This is a genomic window from Pseudomonas sp. BC42, from assembly GCF_021560055.1.
Classification (GTDB): domain Bacteria; phylum Pseudomonadota; class Gammaproteobacteria; order Pseudomonadales; family Pseudomonadaceae; genus Aquipseudomonas.
Genome location: NZ_CP091067.1, coordinates 5017162 through 5038666, shown reverse-complemented (window position 1 = coordinate 5038666; position 21505 = coordinate 5017162). Strand labels below are relative to the sequence as shown.

Below are 21505 nucleotides of genomic sequence, written 5' to 3'. Positions count from 1 at the left end.
GCCAGCCCTGAATGGGCTGACCTGGCCCACGAAGAGCAAGAGGACAGCGATGAAGGCCGTAATTCTGGCAGGTGGACTGGGAACGCGAATCAGCGAAGAGTCCCACCTCAAGCCCAAGCCCATGATCGAGATCGGTGGCAAGCCAATTCTTTGGCACATCATGAAGCAGTATTCCGCCCACGGGATTCATGACTTCGTGATTTGCCTGGGCTACAAGGGCTACGCGATCAAGGACTTCTTTGCCAACTACTTCCTGCACACCTCGGATGTGACCTTCGACATGCGCAACAACCGCATGGACGTGCATCAGAACTACAGCGAGCCCTGGAGCGTGACGCTGATCGACACCGGCGAGGAAACCATGACTGGTGGGCGCCTGCGCCGTGCCGGGCGCTACCTGCAGGATGAAGAGGCGTTCTGCTTTACCTACGGCGATGGTGTGTCAGACCTGAACATCAGCGCCCTGGTGGATTTTCACCAGGCCCACGGCAAGCTGGCCACCGTGACCGCGGTGCAGCCGCCAGGCCGCTATGGCGCCCTGGATCGCAAGGGCGATCAGGTCCTGGGGTTCACTGAGAAACCCCGTGGCGACGGCGGCTGGATCAATGGCGGGTTCTTCGTGTTGTCGCCCCAGGTGCTGTCTTACATCGATGGCGACAGCACCACCTGGGAAGCCGAGCCGCTGATCCAGTTGGCCAAGGATCATCAACTGAGTGCCTACGAGCACTCGGGTTTCTGGCAGTCCATGGACACCCTGCGCGACAAGAACCATCTGGAACAGCTCTGGCAAAGCGGGGAGGCCCCGTGGAAGCAGTGGGACTGAGTCCGGAGTTCTGGCGCGGCAAGCGGGTCCTGCTGACCGGCCATACCGGCTTCAAGGGCAGTTGGCTGAGCCTGTGGCTGCAAAGCCTGGGCGCAGAGGTCAGCGGTTTCGCCCTGGATCCGGGGACCGAGCCGAGCCTGTTCGAGCTGGCCCGGGTGGCCGAGGGGATTGACGATCATCGTGGCGACCTGCGGGACCTGGGCAGCCTGCTGGAGCTGATCGCCCAGGTCGAGCCGGAAATCGTCCTGCACCTGGCGGCCCAGCCCCTGGTGCGCGAGGCTTACCGTGATCCGCTGGGGACCTACTCAAGCAACGTCATGGGCACCCTCAACCTGTTGGAAGCGATCCGTCAGGTCGGTGGGGTGCGCGCCTGCGTCCTGGTGACCACCGACAAGGTCTACGCCAATCAGGAATGGCTGTGGCCCTACCGGGAAAACGAACCCCTGGGCGGTCATGATCCCTACAGCAGCAGCAAGGCCTGTTGCGAGCTGCTGGCCCAGTCCTATGCCTCCTCGTTCTTTGCCGCCGAGCGTTACGCCGAGCACGGCCTGGCCCTGGCCACGGCCCGCGCCGGCAATGTGCTGGGCGGGGGCGACTTCGCGCCCGAGCGGCTGATTCCCGATGTGCTCAGGGCCTGGTCCGCCGATGAACCTGTAACCCTGCGCTTCCCCCAGGCGGTGCGCCCCTGGCAGCACGCCCTGGAGCCGTTGGCCGGCTACCTGCAGCTGGCGGCTGGTTTGTATGAGCAAGGTCCGCAATACGCGGGGGCCTGGAACTTCGGTCCCGGCGAGCAAGACATGTGCAGCGTCGGTGACGTGGTGGGGCTGCTGGCCCGGCACTGGCCCGAAGCCCCGGGGCTGCGGATCGAGCCCAGCGAGTTGCACGAAGCCGGTCTGTTGCGCCTGGACAGCAGTCGTGCGCGACAGCTGTTGGGCTGGATGCCCCGCTGGACCCTGGAGCAATGCCTGGTGCAAACCCTGGACTGGCACCTGGCCTGGAAAAGCGGAGCGGACATGCGCGCCGTGACCCTCGGGCAGTTGAACCTGTATCGGGGGGCGCTGTGAGCGAGTTCCAGGTGCTGGCGCTGCCCTTGGCCGGGTTGTTTGAGGTGCGCCACAAACGTTTCGAGGATCAGCGCGGACATTTTTCCCGATTGTTCTGCGAGGGCAGCCTGAGTGCCTTTGGCCAGCCTTTCCATATCCGTCAGATCAACCATTCCTGCACCCGCGAGCGCGGCAGCGTGCGCGGTCTGCACTACCAGACCGCGGCCCGACCCGAAGCCAAGCTCATCACTTGCCTGCGCGGTGAGGTCTGGGACGTGGCAGTGGACCTGCGCCCCGAGTCGCTGACCTTTCTGCATTGGCATGCCGAGCACCTGCGCGGCGGCGACGGCCGCAGCCTGTTGTTGCCGGCAGGCTTCGCCCATGGTTTCCAGACCCTGAGCGAGGATGCCGAACTGCTCTATCTGCACAGCGCCGACTACGCCCCGGAGCACGAGGCCGGGTTGTCGGTGCTGGACCCGCGCCTGGCGATCAACTGGCCGCTGCCTGTCAATAATCTGTCGACCCGGGATGCCAGCCACCCCTTGCTCGATGCCGCTTTCGCTGGAGTGAGTCTATGAATTGCCGCGGTTGTGGCGCATGCCTGAGCCTGCCTCTGATCGACCTGGGCACCTCGCCGCCGTCCAACGCCTATCTGCGTGCCGGGCAGTTGGATCAGGCCGAGCAATGGGTGCCGCTCAAGGTCCAGGTGTGCCAGCAATGCTGGCTGGTGCAGACCGAGGACTACACCCGCGCCGACCACCTGTTCGACGCCGACTACGCCTATTTCAGCTCGTTTTCCAGCACCTGGCTGCAGCATGCCCGGGACTACGTGGCGCAGATGGTCGAGCGTTTCGGCCTGGATGCCCAAAGCCGGGTAGTGGAGGTGGCGGCGAATGATGGCTACTTGTTGCAGTACGTGGCCCAGCGTGACATCCCTTGCCTTGGGGTCGAGCCGACTCGCAGTACCGCCCAGGCGGCGCGGGACAAGGGGCTGCTGATCCGTGAGTCGTTCTTCGGCCGCGATACCGCCGCGCAGTTGCTGGCGGAGGGTTGGGCCGCCGACCTGATGGCGGCCAACAATGTGCTGGCCCATGTGCCGGACATCAACGACTTCCTCTGTGGTTTTGCCGCCTTGCTCAAGCCCACGGGCGTGGCGACTTTCGAGTTCCCCCAACTGCTGACCCTGATGGCCGGGCAGCAGTTCGATACCCTGTACCACGAGCACTATTCCTACCTGTCGCTGACCGCGGTCCAGGGTCTGTGCCAGCGCAACGGCCTGGAAATCTTCGATGTCGAAACCCTGTCGACCCATGGCGGTTCGCTGCGGGTGTTCGTGCAGCGTGTCGATGGCCAGCGCCGTCCCGTACTGGACAGCGTGGCGCGTCAGTTGCGGCTGGAACAGCAGGCCGGGGTGAACACACCCGGGTACTACCAGACCCTGGCGCCGGCCGCCGAGCGGATCAAGCACGAGCTGCTGCGCTTCCTGCTCCAGGCCAAGGCCGAAGGCAAGCGCGTGGTGGGTTATGGCGCGGCGGCCAAGGGCAATACCTTGCTCAATTACGCCGGGGTCAAGCCCGACCTGTTGGCCTGGGTTGCCGATGCCAGCCCGCACAAGCAGGGCAAGTACCTGCCGGGCAGCCGGATCCCGGTGGTCGCGCCCGAGCGCATCGATCAGGAGCGTCCGGACTATGTGCTGGTACTGCCGTGGAACCTGCTGGACGAAGTCAGCGAGCAATTGGCCCAGGTACGGCAATGGGGCGGGCGCTTCGTGATCGCGGTGCCCGAGTTGAAGCTGCTGTGAAGGGCATGACGGTGCTGGTCACCGGCGCCACCGGCTTTGTCGGTCGGCATCTGGTCGCGGCCTTGCTGGCCCGGGGATGCCGCGTGCGTGCGCTGGCGCGGGATGCGGACAAGGCGCGGCAGTTGCCCTGGTTCGACGCGGTGGAGTTTCGCGCCCTGGACGTGCACGCCCCGCAGCTCGATGTCGCGGCCTTGGTGGAAGGCGTCGATGCCTTGGCCCATCTGGCCTGGCCGGGGCTGCCCAACTATCAGGCACTGTTTCATCTGGAACACAACCTGATGGCCGACTACCGCTTTATCAAGGCCGTGGTCGAGGCCGGGGTGAGCCAGGTGCTGGTCACCGGCACCTGCTTCGAGTACGGCATGCAGAGCGGGCCGCTGGGTGAAGAGATCGAGGCGCGCCCGAGCAATCCCTACGGTTTGGCCAAGCACAGCCTGCACCTGTTTCTGAAAGCCCTGCAGCAGCAGCTGCCCTTCAGTTTGCAGTGGGCACGGCTGTTCTACCTGCATGGCCCGGGGCAGAACCCCAAGAGCCTGCTGGCGGCGCTGGACCGAGCGATCGATGCCGGTGACGAGGTTTTCAATATGTCCGGCGGCGAACAACTGCGGGACTACCTGGCCATCGAGGCCGCCGCCGGCCACCTGGCGGCGCTGCTCGACCAGCGCGGATTTTCCGGAGTGGTCAATTGCTCCAGTGGTCGGCCGGTATCCGTGCGCTCCCTGGTGGAGCAGCGTATCGCTCAGCGCGGTGCGGCGATCCGCCTGAACCTGGGGCATTACCCGTACCCGGACTACGAACCCATGGCGTTCTGGGGCTTGAACCAGCGCCTGCTGCACATAACAGGAGCCGAACATGGCGCATGAGTTGTATCGGGTCGCCGATTTGCCGGTGCTGCAGAACCGCACCTTCGCCGATGCCCAGAGTGCCCGTGCCTCGGCGTCTGCGGATATCGTGCTGGTGCAGGACCTGCAGAGCGGGCTGATCTTCAATCAGGCCTTCGATGCCGACAAGCTCAGCTACGACAGCGACTATCAGAACGAGCAGGCTCACTCGGCGCAGTTCCAGCAGCACCTGATGGACGTGGAGGGCATCATCGCCCGCCACTTCAAGGGGCGTGAGCTGATCGAGGTCGGTTGCGGCAAGGGCTATTTCCTCGAGCTGCTGCGCAGCGAGGGCTATGCCATCACCGGCATCGACCCGGCCTATGAGGGGACCAATCCCGAGGTGATCAAGGCGCCGTTCACCCGTGGCCTGGGGCTGGCGGCCGAGGCCATCGTGCTGCGTCATGTGCTGGAGCATATTGCCGACCCGCTGGCCTTTCTGGCAGAGATTGCCGATGCCAACCAGGGTGGGCAGATCTACATCGAAGTGCCGTGTTTCGACTGGATCCTTGAGCATCGCGCCTGGTTCGATGTGTTCTATGAGCACGTCAATTACTTCCGTCTCCAAGACCTGCAGCGCATGTTCGGCACAGTGCATGAAGCCGGGCATCTGTTTGGCGGCCAGTACCTGTACGTGGTGGCGGACCTGGGCAGCTTGCAGTCGGCGTTGCCGGCGCCGCTGCAGCCGTTGCGGATGCCGGCGGATTTCACCGCCAGCATCGAGTGTGCCAAGCGCATCATCCAGTCGGCGCCGCACACCGCCGCCGGGATCTGGGGCGCCTCTTCCAAGGGCGTGATCTATTCGCTGTTCCTGCAGCGTGCCGGTGTCGCAGTGGATCAGGTCGTCGATATCAACCCGGCCAAACAGGGCCGCTACCTGCCGCTCAGCGGCATGCGCGTGTCCTCGCCCCAGGAAGCCATGGAGGCTCTGCCGGCGGGCGCCAACCTGTTCGTGATGAATTCCAACTACCTCGAAGAAATCAAGCGCATGACCGACGGCCGTTACGTCTATCACGCCGTCGATAGCGCTTCGTTCAGCTAATTTGCCATTGAGAACCGAATATGACCGAGCACAACGTCATTCAAGCCTTTGAACAAGAATGCCAGGCGCAGATCAGCGCCCAGGGCCAGGATGAAAAGCTCAAGGGCCTGGCCCGCGATTTTTTCAATGAGTCCGCGGCGCACAAGTACAGCTATCACTTTTCCTGGATGGGCCGGCCGATCATCCAGCTGCCCCAGGACATGATGGCGATGCAGGAGATCATCTGGCGGGTCAAGCCGGACTTGGTGATCGAATGCGGCATCGCCCATGGCGGTTCGATCATCTACTACGCCTCGCTGCTGGAGCTGCAGGGCCATGGCGAAGTGCTGGGCATCGACCTGGATATCCGCCCGCACAACCGCGAAGCCATCGAGCAGCATCCGATGAGCAAGCGCATCCGCATGATCGAAGGTTCGAGCATCGATCCGGCCATTGCCGAGCAGGTGCGGGCCGCGGCGGCGGGCAAGAAGGTGATCCTGGTCCTGGACTCCAACCACACCCACGAGCACGTGCTCGAAGAGCTGCGCCTGTATGCGCCGCTGGTGTCGGTCGACAGCTACTGCGTGGTCATGGACACCGTGGTCGAGGACATGCCGCCGGAGTTCTTCCCGGACCGTCCGTGGGGCCCGGGCGACAACCCGAAAACCGCGGTCTGGGCCTATCTGGAGGAGAACCGCGATTTCGAGATCGACTACCAGATGCAGAACAAGTTGCTGATCACCGTGGCACCGGACGGTTACCTGCGTCGGGTTCGTTAACTATCAATGGTTGCAGGTTTAAGGCGTTTGGCCGGTTGTGGGGAAGTACCTATGTGGGTTGGAGACAAAGCAATGAATGACAAAGCACCCCTGAGTGAGCGTTTCACCCTTGTGCTGCTGTCCCACAACCGCAAAGCGTTCATGCGGCGCACCTTGCAGTATTACAGCACCTATCCGTGCTCGATCCTGGTACTGGATTCGTCGCTGGAGGCGGACGAGTCGCTGTCGCAACTCTACCCCCGGGTCGACTACCGGCATCTGCCGCAGTTCGGCTACAAGGGCTTGCAGGACAAGCTGACCTACGGCATGAGCCTGGTGACTACGCCCTACATGGCGTTCGCTGCCGATGACGATTTTCTCCTCCATGATGCGCTGACCAGCTCCCTGGAGTTTCTTGAGGCCCATCCCGACTACGGGCTGTGCCACGGCTACGGGATGATGTACCTGGCCCGGGCTTCGGAAACCAATTACTACCGCCGTGATCGCCGGGTCATGGAGGACTATGGCGCCGATGATGCCCAGGACCGGGTGATGAATTTCATGGGGCATTTCCTGCCGCCGTTCTATGCGGTGACCCGAACCGACCTGCTGCGCCAGTGGTATGAGCTGTTACCACCGGGGGTGAGTTTCGAGTGGCAGGAAATCGGTCATTCCTTCTTCCTGCTGGCTTGTGCCAAGGCGCGGATCCTGCCGATTCCGTTTGCCGTGCGCGAGGCCAACTACGGGGCCTCGGAGCACAACACCAATGTGCTGACGGTGCTGACCTACAAGGACGCGCAATCGGTGGCCCAGCGTGAGGCGTTCGCCGAATTCCTCGCCTCGCTGCCCACCGGTTTCAGTGACCGGGACCCCGAGCAGGTGAAGCAAATCGCCCTGGACAGTTTCACCGCCATGGCCGACTGCCTGCTCAGCGGACGCTCCCTCAAGGGGACGGCGATCTTTCGTTCGGCCTGGGTCGAGGTTGGAGCCGAGCCGGTACGCTCCTTCGGTCCCGAGCAGTTCGTCGAGATGCCGTTCTACAACCAGCCGATGTTCGATCTGCTGACTGAGTTGGAATTCCTCATGCACGCCATGCCCACCGGGCGCCTGCAGCTCAAGGAGCTGGAGGGCGTGTTGCTGCGTCAGGAAGAGTTGATGCGGGTCCATCCCAACGACACGCCGCAAAGCCTGCGCGCCCGGTTGTGGGAAGCGCTGACCCTGAACCTGTTCAACCGCGAGGTGGTCAAGCGCCTGGCGGAGTCGATGCAGGACAGCGAAGAGCCCGAGGAGGCGCGCAAGCTGCAGGCCTGGGCCGAGCGCCTGGCGTCGGTGCCAGGGGCAGACAGTCGTGCCCTGTTCGACGCGACCGAGTCGGGACGCTTGCTCAAATGGCTCGAGGCCCGTACTCCGGAGCCGGCACAACTGAGTGCCATCGCTGCGCACCTGGCGCGTCATGCCGGAGGCCCGCAGGTGCAGATCCTGTTGCTGGACCTGGACGCTGATCTGGTCAAGTTGCAGGCTACGCTCGACAGTCTGCTGGCCGGCCATTACAAGGCGTTCAAGCTGGTGGTGTTCACCACGGGCGAGCTGCCGGCCACCACCACGGCCCAGGACACCTTGCACTTCATCAAGGTCACGGAAAACAACTACGTCGAGCGCATCAATCAGGCCATGGCCCAGTCTCGCGCCGACTGGGTGTTGTTGGCCGAGGCCGGTGATCAGTTCACCGCCAGCGGCCTGCTGCGGGCGAGCCTGGAATTGCTCGGCGCCGAAGGTATTCGGGCCGTGGCCATGGACGAGATCCAGCGCCGTGCCGATGCCACCTTGACTTCGGTGTTCCGCCCCGGGGTCAACCTCGATCAATTGCAAGGCACGCCGGCGCTGATGGCCCGGCATTGGCTGCTGGACCGCGAGACGGTGCTGCGGGCCGGTGGTTTCTCCCGAGAACTCAAACAGGCGTTGGAGCTGGACCTGCTGCTGCGCCTGATCCAGGACGGCGGTCTGGCCGGCCTGGCCCACCTGGCCGAGCCATTGCTGATTTGTCAGGCCCCTGGGGACAAGGCAGAGACCGAAGAGCGGCAGGTACTGACCCGGCACCTGGCCGCACGAGGTTATCGCGCTCAGGTTGGCTCAGCGCAGCCGGGCACTTACCAGATCGAGTATCAGCACGCCGAGCGACCGCTGGTATCGATCATTCTGCCCAGCCAGGACAATTTCGCCGAGTTGCAACGCTGCCTGGTCAGCGTCCTGCAGCGCACCCGCTACCAGCGCTATGAAGTGCTGATCGCCGAAAACCACAGTCAGAGTGCCGAGCTCGACAGTTGGCTGACCAGCCTTGAAGGCCGCGGCGAGCGTATTCGTGTGTTGCGCAGCGACCGGCGCCTGAGCGCTTCGGCCTTGTTCAACATGGCTTGCCGGGAAGCACGGGGCGAGTACCTGGTGCTGCTCTCGGCCGAGGGTGAAGTGGTCAACGCCAACTGGATCGAGAGCCTGCTCAACCAGGCCCAGCGTCCGGAAGTCGGGATTGTCGGCGCCAAGCTGGTGAACGAAAGGGGCATGACCACTCAGGCCGGCCTGATCCTGGGCTTCGACGGCCACCTGGGCGCCGCCTTTGCCGGCGAGGCCAAGGACGCGGCGGGCTACATGAACAGCCTATGGGTGGAGAAGAACTACTCGGCGGTGTCCGGTGCCTGCCTGATGATCGCCAAGGCGCTGTTCGAGGCGGTGGGCGGACTGGACGAAGAGCATTTCGACCAAGCCTTCGCCGATGTCGACCTGTGCCTGAAAGTCGCCGATGCCGGTTACCTCACCGTAGTGACTCCCCAGGCGCAAATTCAGCACCCGGGCACCCTGGCGCAGGATTCACAAGCCGCAGCGGCCCTGCAGGACAAGTGGGCGGCGCGCTTTGCCCAGGATAGTGCCTATAACCAGAACCTTTCATTGAGCGGCAAGGGCTTTGCCCTGGGAGTTGCTGGCGCGGTGAACTGGGCTCAGTTGCTCGGATAAGGAGCCAGTCATGTTTAACGGCAAATCGATTTTCATTTCCGGCGGCACCGGTTCGTTCGGGCGCAATTTCATTCGTCGTCTGCTGGAGCAGTATCAGCCCAAGCGGGTGGTGGTGTTTTCCCGTGACGAGCTTAAGCAGTATGAGATGCAGCAGACTTTCAATGCGCCCTGCATGCGTTACTTCCTGGGTGATGTGCGTGATGCCGAGCGTCTGCGCCAGGCGATGCGCGGTATCGACTATGTGGTCCATGCCGCAGCCCTGAAGCAGGTGCCGGCCGCCGAATACAATCCCACCGAGTGCATTCGTACCAACGTCAATGGTGCCGAGAACATCATTGCCGCAGCCATCGACAACGGGGTGAAGAAGGTCGTGGCCTTGTCCACCGACAAGGCGGCCAGTCCGATCAACCTGTACGGCGCCACCAAACTGCTGTCGGACAAGCTGTTTGTGGCGGCGAACAATATTGCCGGTGAGCAGGCAACCCGTTTTGCCGTGGTGCGCTACGGCAACGTCGCCGGCTCCCGTGGTTCGGTCGTGCCATTCTTCAGCAAGCTGATTGCCGAGGGGGCCAGGGAACTGCCGATCACCGATGAGCGCATGACGCGATTCTGGATCACGCTGGATCACGGTGTGCAGTTTGTTCTGGACAGCTTCGCCCGCATGCACGGCGGTGAGATCTTCGTGCCCAAGATTCCCTCGATTCGTATTGTCGATCTGGCGTCGGGCATGGCTGCCCATCTGCCACAGAAACAGGTCGGCATCCGTCCCGGAGAGAAGCTCCATGAGTTGATGGTGCCGCTGGATGATGCGCGCATGACCCTGGAGTTTGCCGATCACTACACGATTCAACCGTCCATTCGGTTTACCAGCGTCAATGTCGACTTTGCCGTTGATGGCGTGGGGGAGCGGGGCGTTTCAGTCGCCGAGGATTTCGAGTACCGCTCCGATACCAATCCGCATTTTCTCTCGGTGGGGCAGATTGCCGAGTTGCATGACGGAATCTCGGCATGATTCCTTACGGTCGCCAGAGTATCGACCAGGCGGATATCGATGCCGTCGTGGCCGTTCTGCAGTCCGACTGGCTGACTCAGGGACCGGCCATCGAAGCCTTTGAGCAGGCCATCGCCGCGCGCTGCGAGGCGGCCCATGGAGTGGCCGTCTGCAATGCCACGGCGGCGTTGCATATCGCTTGCCTGGCGGCCGGTCTGGGGCCTGGTGATTGGCTGTGGACCAGTCCCAATACCTTTCTGGCTTCGGCCAACTGTGGGCGTTACTGCGGCGCGGATGTGGACTTTGTCGATATCGATCCGCAGACCTGGAATCTTGATGTCGAGGCCCTGGCCGACAAGCTGCAGGCTGCCCAGGCGAGTGGCCGGTTGCCCAAGGTGGTGGTGGCGGTGGCTTTTTCCGGGCAGAGCTGCGACATGCGCCGGTTGGCGGAGTTGGCTGAGCGCTATGCCTTCACAGTGATCGAAGATGCCTCCCACGCGGTGGGCGCCTGCTATGCGGGCCGGCCAGTCGGCTGCGGTGACTTTGCCGCGATGACCGTGTTCAGCTTTCATCCGGTGAAGATCATTACCAGCGCCGAAGGTGGGATGGTTCTGACCAATCGTCCGGAACTGGCGGAACGCCTGCGACGCCTGCGCAGCCATGGCATGACGCGTGATCCGGCACAGATGAGCGAGGCCAGTCATGGTCCCTGGTACTACCAGCAGGTGGAATTGGGCTTCAACTATCGGATGACCGATCTTCAGGCAGCGCTGGGTTTGTCCCAGTTGAACAGGCTGGATGACTTTGTGCGGCGCCGCCAGTACCTGGCTGCTCGCTATCAGCGCCTATTGCAGGGTCTGCCATTGACGCTGCCCCAGGCTCAGGCCGATGCACAGTCGGCCTGGCATCTGTACGTGGTGCGATTGCAGCTCGAAGGACTGAAGTGCTCTCATCGAGAGGTTTTCGAAGGGCTGCGTGAGTCGGGAGTTGGGGTCAATCTGCATTACATTCCGGTGCACCTGCAGCCGTATTACCAGGCGCTGGGCTTTGCTCGGGGGGACTTTCCCGAGGCCGAGCGCTATTACGCAGAAGCCATCAGCCTGCCGATTTATCCCGGGTTGAGTGACAGCGAGCAGGATTTCATTGTCCAGCAGGTACGACGCTGGCTGCAGGAGTCGTCAGGATCGTGAGTGCGGTTGCCATCATTCCTGCCCGAGGCGGCAGCAAGCGTATTGCCCGCAAGAACCTCAAGGCCTTCGATGGCGTGCCGATGCTCGCGCGCTCCATCGACAAGGCGCTGAGCAGCGGGTTGTTCCGGCAGGTGGTGGTCAGTACCGATGACCCCGAGATCGCGGAGCTGGCGCTCGCCTGTGGGGCCGAGGTGCCCTTCATCCGGCCGCCGGCCCTGGCGGATGACTTCACTGGCACTGCGGCGGTGATTGTCCATGCCTTGCAGGCGTTGCGGGAACAGGGGCGGGAATACGAGTACGCCTGTTGCATCTATGCCACGGCGCCCTTGCTGCAGGCACGTTATCTGCGTCAGGGGCTGGAGATGTTGATGCGACGCCCGGACAAGGGATTCGCCTTTTCGGTGTGCGGTTTCGGCTTTCCCGTGCAGCGGGCGTTGATCCTCGATGAGCAAGGGGCGCTCGATGCGCTGTATCCGCAGTTTCGTCAAAGCCGCTCCCAGGATCTGCCCGCGGCCTATCAGGATGCGGCGCAGTTCTATTGGGGCCGGAGCCAGGCCTGGCTGCAGGGCGAGGTGCTGTTCTCGCCTCGCAGCCTGCCGGTGATCCTGCCCCGGCATCTGGTGCAGGACATCGATACCGAAGAGGACTGGCGCCGCGCTGAATACCTGTATGCCGCGCTCAAGGCCGGGGGAGAGTTGGAGTGAGGGTGCTGATCCGCGCCGACGCCTCGCCGGCCATCGGCAGTGGCCATGTGGCTCGCTGCCTGACCCTGGCCCAGGAGCTGCGCCGCCAGGGCGCCAGCGTGGCATTCGCCTGTCGGCGTCTGCCCGGGCATCGCCTGGAGGCGCTGCAGGCCGAGGGGTTCCAGACCTTTGAATTGCCGGATCGCTATGCCGACGAGCATCCCGAACTGGGGATCGAGACGCCCTTGCCCTGGCAGGCGGACATCGCCGCATTGCAGCAGGCGCTGGCCACTCAAGCAGCCTTCGATTGGGTGCTGGTTGACCATTACGGCCTTGATCATCAATGGCAGAGTGCGGCTCGGCAGTGGGCGCCGAGGATCGCCGCCATCGACGATCTGGCCAACCGTAGGCATGCCGTGGACCTGTTGCTGGACCAGAATTTCAGCGGCAGCGCCCAGGCCTATGCCGGGTTGCATGACGAGCGCTGCCGGACCCTGTTCGGCCCGCATTTCGCCTTGCTGCGCGAAGAGTTCCGACGTCCCGCGGTCCCGATTCGTCCCCAGCCGCGGCGGATGCTGGTGAACTTCGGTGGCTTCGATGCCGCCGGTCAGACCCATAAGGCGATGTTGGCGCTGGCGGATTTCCATCAGTTGCAAGTGGATTTCGTCGCCGGCAGCGGCAACCCGGACTGGCAGGCCATGCAGGCCCTGGCCGCCGAGCGGCCGCACTGGCGCCTGCACAGCTATGTGAAGAATTTTGCCGCTCTGCTGGCCGAGGCCGATCTGTGCCTGGGCGCCGGGGGCGGTACCAGTTGGGAGCGCGCGGTGCTGGGTGTGCCCACGATGTGCATCACCGTGGCCGGCAACCAGGAGCTCAATGCGCGCTTGCTGGCCGAAACCGGTGCCCACTTGTATCTGGGGCCTTGTGAGCAGGTCAGTGTGGAGCAGGTGCGTCAGGCCGTGAGCCTGCTGCTGGACAATCCATGGTTGCGTCAGAGCCTGGCCCGGCGCGCTCGCGAACTGGTGGATGGCCTTGGCGTGCAGCGCGTGGCGGCGGCTTTGTTCGCCGCCGCGCTGCGCTTGCGTCCGGCGACCCTGGATGATGCCCGCCTGCTGTTCGACGGGCGCAATGCCGAGCTTGTCCGGTGTTGGTCACAGCAGCCCGGGACGCTTGAGTGGCCGGACCATCTGCGCTGGCTGGAGGCTTGTCTGAAGGATCCGCAGCGTTTGTTGCTGATTGCGCAAGTGCCCGAGGGGCCGGTGGGGGTGCTGCGCTATGACCGCCAAGGCGTGCAGGCCGAGGTGTCGATCTACCTGTTTGCCGAGCGCCTGGGCCTGGGCTGGGGGGCTGCGTTGCTGGAGCAGGGCGAGGCATGCCTGATGCGCCATTGGCCCGATGTGCAACGCCTGGGGGCCCGTGTGTTGGCAGAAAACCAGGTTTCACTGGCGTTGTTTCGCCGCGCCGGCTACCGCCAGGCACCCTGCGAATTCACCCGTGTATTGAAGGAATCTCTGGATGACTAGTTTCAAGATCGGCTCGCGCTCTGTAGGCGCCGGTGCGGCGCCGCTGATCATCGCCGAGATGAGCGGCAACCATAATCAGTCGCTGGAGGTGGCCCTGCAGATCGTCGAGGCCGCGGCCCGGGCCGGTGCCCATGCCCTGAAGTTGCAGACCTACACCGCCGATACCATGACCCTGGATCTGGATCAGGGCGAGTTCTTCATCAAGGACCCGGACAGTCTCTGGGCCGGTTCATCCCTGTATGACCTTTATCAGCGCGCCCATACGCCCTGGGAGTGGCACGCGCCGATCTTCGCCCGGGCGTGGGAGCTGGGCATGCTGGCGTTTTCCACCCCGTTCGACGAGAGCGCGGTGGATTTTCTCGAGAGCCTCGACGTCCCGGCCTATAAGATCGCCAGTTTTGAAAACACCGACCTGCCCTTGATTCGTCGGGTCGCCGCCACCGGTAAGCCGCTGATCATCTCCACCGGCATGGCCAGCATCGCCGAGCTGGACGAAAGTGTCCGGGCCGCGCGCCAGGCCGGTTGCCGGGATCTGGTGCTGCTCAAGTGCACCAGCACCTATCCGGCATCACCGGCCAACAGCAACCTGCTGACCATTCCCCACCTGCGGGAGCTGTTCGGCTGTGAAGTGGGGCTGTCCGACCACAGCATGGGGGTTGGCGTATCGGTGGCGGCGGTGGCCCTGGGAGCGACGGTGATCGAAAAGCACTTCACCCTGGACCGTTCGGCCGGTGGGGTCGACGCCAGTTTTTCCCTGGAGCCGGGAGAGTTGACCAGTCTGGTGGTAGAGACCGAGCGTGCCTGGCAAGCCATGGGGCAGGTGCGCTATGGCGCTACCCAGGCGGAAAAACAGTCGCTGATGTACCGCCGGTCGTTGTATGTCACCCGGGACATGCAGGCCGGAGAGCAGTTCAGCGCCGACAACCTGCGGGCGATCCGTCCCGGGCTGGGGCTGGCTCCCAAGCACTACGACGCGCTGCTCGGCCGCCGCGCGCGGCAGGCACTCAAGCGCGGCACCGCACTGGACTGGGCATTCGTCGAATAGGCCTTTGTGTGGCTGATTCGGCAAAATGGCGTGACCTGTGAGTCATAACGTGCATCTTCACTGTATTGTATTGCCCGGGAAGATGGCGCCAGCCCTGCGTGACAGGACCCGTGATAGCCCTTTGTTCTTCCCGATGCCGTTGTGTTCGGCGCAAGTATCTGTGTTTCTTTCGGCAGCCCCTGCTCAGTGACTGAGCGGGGGTATTGAGCTGTTTATTATTGGGAAGCCGTAATGATTGGCATAAAAAGCATTGCGAGCTACGTGCCTGTAGCCGGCGTGGACAATTACGCACAAGGTGCAAAATTCGCCAAGGATGAAGACTTCATCCTGGGCAAGATCGGTTCTGCTTTTCTGCCGCGCAAAGACGCCGGGCAAGAGACTTCCGATCTGTGTGTCGAAGCGGTCAATGCCCTGTTCGCCAGTAACCCGGAGCTCAAGCGCGAAGCCATCGACGTATTGATCGTGGTCACCCAGAACGGTGACGAGGAAGGGTTGCCCCACACCGCCGCGATCGTGCAGGACAAATTGGGCCTGCCGACTACCGTCGCGGCTTTCGATATCTCCCTGGGCTGTTCCGGGTATGTCTACGGTATCTATGCCATCAAGGGCTTCATGGAAGCTGCGGGCCTGAAAAACGGCCTGTTGGTCACCGCCGATCCCTATTCGAAGATCGTCGATCCCGAAGATCGCAACACCACCATGCTGTTCGGCGATGCCGCCACTGCCACCTGGCTGGGCGAGGGCGCGACCTGGCAGTTGGGCAAGGCCAAGTTCGGCACCGACGGTTCCGGCGCTCCGCACCTGAAGGTCAGCGATGGCGTGTTCTTCATGAACGGTCGTCAGGTGTTCAACTTCGCGTTGCTCAAGGTGCCGGCGCATCTGCATGAGTTGCTGGCCGAGTCGGGCTTGCAGCCGGACGATATCGATGCGTTCTGCATTCACCAGGGCAGTGCGGCCATTGTCGACGCCGTGGCCCGGCGCTTTGAGGGCGATCCGGACAAGTTCATCAAGGACATGGTGGAAACCGGTAATACGGTTTCCTCGAGCATTCCGCTGTTGCTGGAAAAACACATGTTCGATTCCAGCTGGAAGCGCGTGGCCTTGAGTGGCTTTGGCGTTGGCCTGTCCTGGGGCTCGGCGATCATCTATCGCGCCTGAGTTCCCGTTCCCGGCGGTACATGTAGCGCTCAAGGTGTAATCTTGAGCGCTATTTTTTTGCGCGAGTGATAGGCGAGGCAGCATGAGCGATAGCTTGGAACACAATGCCCAGGTACTGAGGGAGCGCTGGCCGGCGCTGCTGGAGCGGCTGTTGGCTGAGGACAGTGCCGTATTGCAGGCGGATCTGGTGGAAGGCCTGGGGTCGACCCTGAGCGTCGCCGGTATCCAGCTCACCAGCCGTCATGATCGCACTCGCGAGGCTCGTACTCAGGCGGCCAGTCTGCCCGAGGCGCCTGTCCTGCATCTGTATGGCTGCGGCCTGGGGGATCTGCAACTGGCGTTGCTTGAGCGACCGGGGCTGACGCGACTTTACGTGCATATTCTCAACGGCGCGCTGTTCAAGCTGGTGCTGCAGTTGCTCGATCAGCAGTTCTGGTTGGCCGATCCGCGGGTCGAGCTGCTCTACGCCGGCGACCTGTCGGAGATTCAGCTGCCATTCTTTGCCCTGCCGTCCGAGTTGGTGCTGGCCGATGATTACAGCGCGAAGATTCGCGACCGATTGGTCAGTGAGACTCATGTGACGTTCAACAACCGCCTGTTCACCGAGGAGGCGGGTGTCGCCGAGCGCCTGGCTGCCGTCGAGCCCTGGGTGCGGGCTGATGCCGATGTCGCCGAGTTGTTTGGCCGCGATAGCGGGCGCGAGGTTTTTGTGATCGCGACCGGTCCGAGCCTGGAGCAGCATTTTGCAGCCTTGCGGGCATTGCGCGAGCGGCCGCAACGACCGTTGCTGATCTGTGTCGACACCGCGTATCAGCCCCTGCAGCGCCACGGCATTCAGCCGGATGTGGTGGTGAGTATCGATCAGCGTATTTCCAGCCGGCATCTTCCGGCTCAGGACAGTGCCAGCACGACCCTCGTGTACATGCCTCTGGCGGATCCGCGGGTGCTTGAAGGCTGGCAGGGGCCACGTTACGTCGCTTACTCGGCCAGCCCGGTCTTTGCGTCTTTGCGTCAGCGATGGCCTAAGGCGCAGTTGCATGCCGGAGGCAGCGTGATCCATCCCGCGGTGGACCTGGCGGTGAAGATGGGAGGGCGGCGGATCACGTTGTTCGGTGCGGATTTTGCCTTTCCGATGGATCGAACCCATGCCGGCTGGCAGGACGGCGACCTGGGGCCGCAACTCAAGGCCGCCAAGCATTGGGTGCTGGACGGCAACGGGCAGCGAGTCAAGACCCAGCTCAATTTCCGCAGCTACCTGTGCGAGTTGGAGCGCTACATCCAGAGTCAGCCCGAGGTCAGGTTTTTCAATACCAGTCGCAGCGGCGCCATGATCGCGGGCACCACCTTCCATGAGGATTTTGTCCAATGAGCCGGCTTGAGTCTCTGATCGCCCGTGCCCGGGAGGTTGCCGATCTGTTCCGCCTGGGACGGGAGGTCGAAGCGGCGGTGAACATGATCGAGCTGTTCGACCCGGTGCAAGGCCTGGTCGATGTTGCCCCTCTGGCGGTTCAGCAGGAGTGGTCCGGGTTGCTGAGTCTGATGCTCAAGTGTCAGGAGGCGCAGGATTGGCTGGGCCTGGCCGACTACCTGGAGTACGAGTTGGTGGAGTGGCTGTCCATGGCATTTGGAGATTGAGGATTAGGCGCATCAGGCGGGTTTTGGTGGGGTTTTTCTGGCGTCATTTTTTAGTTGGACAAGGGTTTAACCCCTTGTTTTTCAAGGGGTGGCAGGGTGATGGCAAATATTTTTGAAAAAGCCCTAAAGCAACTTGCATTACCGACGATAACTATTACGAAGGTTCTCTAGGCCATTACCCGGCGGTTGCCAGGGCCGGAAGCCGCAGTACCCAACCAACGAGGAATTCGTCATGGCTTTAACAGTAAACACTAACGTCACGTCGTTGAACGTTCAGAAGAACCTGAACCGCGCTTCCGACGCTCTGTCGACTTCGATGACTCGCCTGTCTTCCGGCCTGAAAATCAACAGTGCAAAAGACGACGCCGCCGGCCTGCAGATCGCTACCCGTATGACCTCGCAGATCCGTGGTCAGACCATGGCAATCAAAAACGCCAACGACGGTATCTCCATCGCCCAGACCGCTGAAGGCGCGATGCAAGAGTCCACCAACATCCTGCAGCGTATGCGTGAACTGGCAGTTCAGTCGCGAAACGACTCCAACGGTACTCAAGACCGTGTTGCTCTGAACAAAGAATTTGCTCAGATGTCGGACGAGCTGACTCGTATCGCCAAGTCGACCAACCTGAACGGCAAGAACCTGATCGACGGTACTGCTGGCACCATGACCTTCCAGGTAGGTTCCAACACTGGCGCTACCAACCAGATCACCATCACTTTGGCCAGCGGCTTCGACGCTGCAACCCTGAGCGTGGGTTCGGCGACCATCGCCATCACCGGTACTGACAGCACCACTGCTGAAGCCAGCACCAAAGCTGCAATGGACGCTATCGACAAGGCGCTGCAGACCATCAACTCCAGCCGTGCCGACCTCGGTGCTGCCCAGAACCGTCTGACCAGCACCATCTCCAACCTGCAGAACATCAACGAAAACGCCAGTGCTGCACTGGGTCGCGTACAAGATACCGACTTCGCTGCTGAAACTGCCCAGCTGACCAAGCAGCAGACTCTGCAACAAGCTTCGACCGCAGTTCTGGCCCAGGCCAACCAACTGCCGTCCGCTGTACTGAAACTGCTTCAGTAATAGCTGGCTAAGCTTTGGCGGGGGAGTGCGCTGGTCGTGCTCTCTCGCTTTTTTACTTTAAGAGGTGATGGACATGGATATGAGCGTGAAGCTGAACTTGTCTTATCCAACGGCCAAGCCGGTAACGCCAGTTGCTGACAAGCCCGTGGAGAAGCCTCGAGAGGTGGTGCCTGCTGTGGTTGAAACTGCTAGCCATGACGGCAAGAAAGATGCGCAGGCTGAGCAAGATAAGTTGAAGATGGCCGTTCAGGAAATCGAGAAATTCGTCCAGTCGGTCAAGCGTAACCTGGAGTTCTCGATCGACGAGCCCTCCGGTCAGGTTGTGGTCAAGGTCATTGCCAGTGATTCGGGTGAGGTGGTTCGTCAGATCCCCAACGAGGAAGTGCTGAGATTGGCCAATAGCTTGAATGACGCCAGCAGTCTGCTGTTTAGCGCGAAAGTCTGATAGCTGGCATGAAATTTGTTGCTATGTTCTTTTGGACGTTGTAGTGGTCAAAAGATCGGCGGCACACTGAAGGGAGAAACACATGGCAAGTCCAATTCTACCGGGTACCGGTCTGGGTTCCGGCCTCGATACCGGTGCTATCGTCAAGGCGTTGGTTGCGGCTGACAAAGCGGCCAAGCAGGGTCAGATCGACCGTGCAACTACCAACAACAGCGCGAGTATCTCCGGTATCGGAACCTTGCAATCGCTGTTGTCGACTTTTCAGAGCACCCTGTCGGTCACAGGGCTCGGAAGCTCGGTCAATCCTTCCTTTGCCGGTTTTGCGGCGACCTCCACCGACAGTAAAATCGTGGATGCCACAGCCGACAACTATGCGGTGGCTGGCAAGTACACTGTTGAGGTGACCGATCTTGCAACTTCGTCAAAAGTGGCCAGTAAGGCTTTTGCCGGAGGAAATACCAGTGCCATTCCGAGTGGTACGTTGAACATCACTCAAAATGGCATTAACTATCCGCTGACAATCGGCGCGAATGCGACATTGCAGTCGGTGCGTGACTCGATCAATGCCGACTCCAAGATGGCCATGTCCGGAATCAGTGCCAACATTGTGACTGACTCGTTCGGTTCGCGTCTGGTGATCGGCTCTGACAAGACCGGTGCGGGCTCTGATATTTCTGTCAGTGGTATCGCTGGGTTGGAAGTTGATGGCACCCAGTCTATGGGGACTGGAGCCGCCGCTTCGGGCAACATTGGTGGGGTGGCCAGGGATGCGGTTTTTAGTATCGATGGCATGCAACTGACCAGCAAGACCAACACCGTCACTCAGGCTGTTTCCGGTCTCAAGCTCAACTTGTTGGCCAAGACCGATAAGCCGATCACTATCACCGTTGCGACCAATACTGAAGGTCTGAAGACTTCAATTCAGAAGTTTGTCGATGCCTATAACGCTGTGGCCAATGGTATTTCGACCCTGACTAAGCCCTCTTTGGATGACAATGGCAAGCTGACGGTCCCGGCTCAGTTGACCGGTGACGCTCTGCCTCGTTCGATTCTGGCGGCCATTCGTGAGCCGTTGTCACAGGTTGGGGCGGGCGACAAGCTCACCGTCCTGGCGCAGTTGGGGATTACCACCAACCAGAAGACTGGTGCGCTGGATTTCGACGATAAAAAATTCACTGTCGCCATGACCGATAAGAAGCTTGGTGGCGAAGTGCAGAAGCTGTTTTCGGGCGACGGCACCAATCCGGGGTTGCTCGATCGCATGACTTCCGCTATCAAGCCGTTCACTCAGGGTGTAGGCAGCATGACCGAGGGGATTCTGACCACTCGGACCAAGACTCTGGATATCACCAAGAAAAAGCTCAGCGATCAACAGGATGCTTTGGATCGTCGAGTGGCAACACTGACGGCAGTACTGACCAAGAAGTACAACGATATGGATACTCTGGTGGGCAAGTTGAAGGCTACCGCCAGTAACATCACGTCGATGTTCGAAGCGTTGAACGCACAAAAGAAAGGTTAATATCTGGCCTGTGCCAAAAGCCCGGCAGCGTTTTTCAACGCTCCGGGCTTTTGTATTTGGCCTAAAGTTTTTTGACGTTGCGTCGATACAATGCTTATACGAACCCTTGAGTTTTGAAGAGGTATCACATGAATCCGATGTTAGCCCTTCGGCAGTATCAGAAGGTCGGTGCGCAGGCGCAGACCTCCGAAGCCAGTCCACATCGTCTGGTGCAGATGTTGATGGAAGGCGGTCTGGATCGTATCGCTCAGGCCAAGGGTGCGATGGAGCGCAAGGATATCGCCAACAAGGGCGTGTTCATCAGCAAGGCCATTGGCATTATCGGTGGCTTGCGTGAGGGCCTGGACCTGGAAAACTCCATGGATACTCTGGGGGATCTGGACAGTCTTTATACCTACATGATGAAGCGTCTGACTGAAGCCAATATCAAGACTGATCCGAAGATCCTTGATGAGGTTGCTGGTCTGCTGCGTACGGTCAAAGAGGGCTGGGATGCCATCGCTGCGCCGGGTCCGCAGTTCTGAGGAGGAACACCATGAGCGCTGTCCTGCAACGTATCGAAGAAACCCGCGAGGCATTGGTCGACGCCCTTGCTGAGCGCAATTGGCAAGCCATTGGTGAGTTGGATCTGGCTTGTCGTTCGTGCATGGAGGACGTGCTCAGCGAAGCTCAGGTCGATGAGGTCGCTTTGCGTGACAATCTGGAGGAGTTGTTGGGGGTTTACCGACAGCTGCTTGAGGTGGCGACCGGCGAGCGTCAGGCGATAGTCGACGAGATGTCGCAGATCACTCAAGCGCAGAACGCGGCAAAGGTTTACCATTTGTTCGGTTAATGTTGAGTTAATCCGAACGTTGCGCGCCATAAATTTGACTGTGCACGCATTTTTGACTTAACTA

The 21505-nt window shown here is 61.4% G+C and carries 21 protein-coding genes; all 21 read left to right on the top strand.

Going from position 1 to position 21505, the window contains the following annotated elements:
* The first annotated feature begins 49 nt into the window (after positions 1–49).
* The 21 genes from rfbF (at position 50) to L1O02_RS22580 (ending at position 21441) form a co-directional block, all read left to right on the top strand.
* Positions 50–823 carry a glucose-1-phosphate cytidylyltransferase gene (gene rfbF, locus L1O02_RS22680; RefSeq protein WP_108544766.1) on the top strand — a complete coding sequence of 258 codons (774 nt, stop codon included), beginning with the start codon at positions 50–52 and terminating at the stop codon, positions 821–823.
* Positions 805–1887: a CDP-glucose 4,6-dehydratase gene (rfbG, locus tag L1O02_RS22675; RefSeq protein WP_060838125.1), complete on the top strand. Its 1083-nt coding sequence runs from the start codon at positions 805–807 to the stop codon at positions 1885–1887. Before rfbF ends, rfbG begins: the two co-directional genes overlap by 19 nt.
* Complete coding sequence (rfbC, locus tag L1O02_RS22670; RefSeq protein ID WP_108544767.1) at positions 1884–2444, top strand: dTDP-4-dehydrorhamnose 3,5-epimerase; 561 nt, start codon at positions 1884–1886, stop codon at positions 2442–2444. Before rfbG ends, rfbC begins: the two co-directional genes overlap by 4 nt.
* Positions 2441–3667 (top strand): class I SAM-dependent methyltransferase, encoded by a 1227-nt coding sequence (locus L1O02_RS22665; protein ID WP_060838127.1) that lies wholly within the window; start codon positions 2441–2443, stop codon positions 3665–3667. The genes rfbC and L1O02_RS22665 overlap by 4 nt, the downstream gene beginning before the upstream one ends.
* A gap of 5 nt (positions 3668–3672) precedes the next feature.
* Positions 3673–4530, top strand: a complete 858-nt coding sequence (locus tag L1O02_RS22660; protein ID WP_108544905.1) for an NAD(P)-dependent oxidoreductase — start codon at positions 3673–3675, stop codon at positions 4528–4530.
* Complete coding sequence (locus L1O02_RS22655) at positions 4520–5590, top strand: class I SAM-dependent methyltransferase (protein WP_060838128.1); 1071 nt, start codon at positions 4520–4522, stop codon at positions 5588–5590. The genes L1O02_RS22660 and L1O02_RS22655 overlap by 11 nt, the downstream gene beginning before the upstream one ends.
* 20 nt (positions 5591–5610) lie before the next feature.
* Positions 5611–6348, top strand: coding sequence for a cephalosporin hydroxylase family protein (locus L1O02_RS22650; RefSeq protein ID WP_060838129.1), 738 nt, complete (start codon positions 5611–5613; stop codon positions 6346–6348).
* Between the two features lie 51 nt (positions 6349–6399).
* Positions 6400–9333: a TIGR00180 family glycosyltransferase gene (locus L1O02_RS22645; protein WP_108544768.1), complete on the top strand. Its 2934-nt coding sequence runs from the start codon at positions 6400–6402 to the stop codon at positions 9331–9333.
* A 10-nt stretch (positions 9334–9343) separates the two neighbouring features.
* Positions 9344–10345, top strand: coding sequence for a UDP-N-acetylglucosamine 4,6-dehydratase (inverting) (pseB, locus tag L1O02_RS22640; protein WP_060842805.1), 1002 nt, complete (start codon positions 9344–9346; stop codon positions 10343–10345).
* Positions 10342–11514 carry a UDP-4-amino-4,6-dideoxy-N-acetyl-beta-L-altrosamine transaminase gene (pseC, locus tag L1O02_RS22635; protein ID WP_108544769.1) on the top strand — a complete coding sequence of 391 codons (1173 nt, stop codon included), beginning with the start codon at positions 10342–10344 and terminating at the stop codon, positions 11512–11514. The genes pseB and pseC overlap by 4 nt, the downstream gene beginning before the upstream one ends.
* A complete protein-coding gene (gene pseF, locus L1O02_RS22630) occupies positions 11511–12218 on the top strand; it encodes a pseudaminic acid cytidylyltransferase (RefSeq protein ID WP_108544770.1) in 708 nt (235 codons plus the stop codon). Before pseC ends, pseF begins: the two co-directional genes overlap by 4 nt.
* Positions 12215–13720 carry a UDP-2,4-diacetamido-2,4,6-trideoxy-beta-L-altropyranose hydrolase gene (pseG, locus tag L1O02_RS22625; protein ID WP_108544771.1) on the top strand — a complete coding sequence of 502 codons (1506 nt, stop codon included), beginning with the start codon at positions 12215–12217 and terminating at the stop codon, positions 13718–13720. The genes pseF and pseG overlap by 4 nt, the downstream gene beginning before the upstream one ends.
* The gene (gene pseI, locus L1O02_RS22620) at positions 13713–14765 is read left to right on the top strand and encodes a pseudaminic acid synthase (protein ID WP_108544772.1); all 1053 of its coding nucleotides are present in this window, start codon (positions 13713–13715) and stop codon (positions 14763–14765) included. Before pseG ends, pseI begins: the two co-directional genes overlap by 8 nt.
* 231 nt (positions 14766–14996) lie before the next feature.
* Positions 14997–15923: a ketoacyl-ACP synthase III gene (locus L1O02_RS22615; protein ID WP_060838135.1), complete on the top strand. Its 927-nt coding sequence runs from the start codon at positions 14997–14999 to the stop codon at positions 15921–15923.
* Between the two features lie 82 nt (positions 15924–16005).
* The gene (locus tag L1O02_RS22610; protein WP_060838136.1) at positions 16006–17292 is read left to right on the top strand and encodes a 6-hydroxymethylpterin diphosphokinase MptE-like protein; all 1287 of its coding nucleotides are present in this window, start codon (positions 16006–16008) and stop codon (positions 17290–17292) included.
* The gene (locus L1O02_RS22605) at positions 17289–17558 is read left to right on the top strand and encodes a hypothetical protein (RefSeq protein ID WP_060838137.1); all 270 of its coding nucleotides are present in this window, start codon (positions 17289–17291) and stop codon (positions 17556–17558) included. Before L1O02_RS22610 ends, L1O02_RS22605 begins: the two co-directional genes overlap by 4 nt.
* Before the next feature lie 232 nt (positions 17559–17790).
* The gene (locus L1O02_RS22600) at positions 17791–18642 is read left to right on the top strand and encodes a flagellin domain-containing protein (protein WP_060838138.1); all 852 of its coding nucleotides are present in this window, start codon (positions 17791–17793) and stop codon (positions 18640–18642) included.
* A gap of 73 nt (positions 18643–18715) precedes the next feature.
* Positions 18716–19087 carry a flagellar protein FlaG gene (locus tag L1O02_RS22595; protein WP_060841896.1) on the top strand — a complete coding sequence of 124 codons (372 nt, stop codon included), beginning with the start codon at positions 18716–18718 and terminating at the stop codon, positions 19085–19087.
* An 82-nt stretch (positions 19088–19169) separates the two neighbouring features.
* Positions 19170–20609: a flagellar filament capping protein FliD gene (gene fliD, locus L1O02_RS22590; protein WP_060838139.1), complete on the top strand. Its 1440-nt coding sequence runs from the start codon at positions 19170–19172 to the stop codon at positions 20607–20609.
* A 128-nt stretch (positions 20610–20737) separates the two neighbouring features.
* Positions 20738–21133 carry a flagellar export chaperone FliS gene (gene fliS / locus L1O02_RS22585; RefSeq protein WP_060838140.1) on the top strand — a complete coding sequence of 132 codons (396 nt, stop codon included), beginning with the start codon at positions 20738–20740 and terminating at the stop codon, positions 21131–21133.
* An 11-nt stretch (positions 21134–21144) separates the two neighbouring features.
* On the top strand, positions 21145–21441 hold the full coding sequence (locus tag L1O02_RS22580) for a hypothetical protein (RefSeq protein ID WP_016963150.1): 297 nt from the start codon (positions 21145–21147) through the stop codon (positions 21439–21441).
* Positions 21442–21505: the final 64 nt, after the last annotated feature.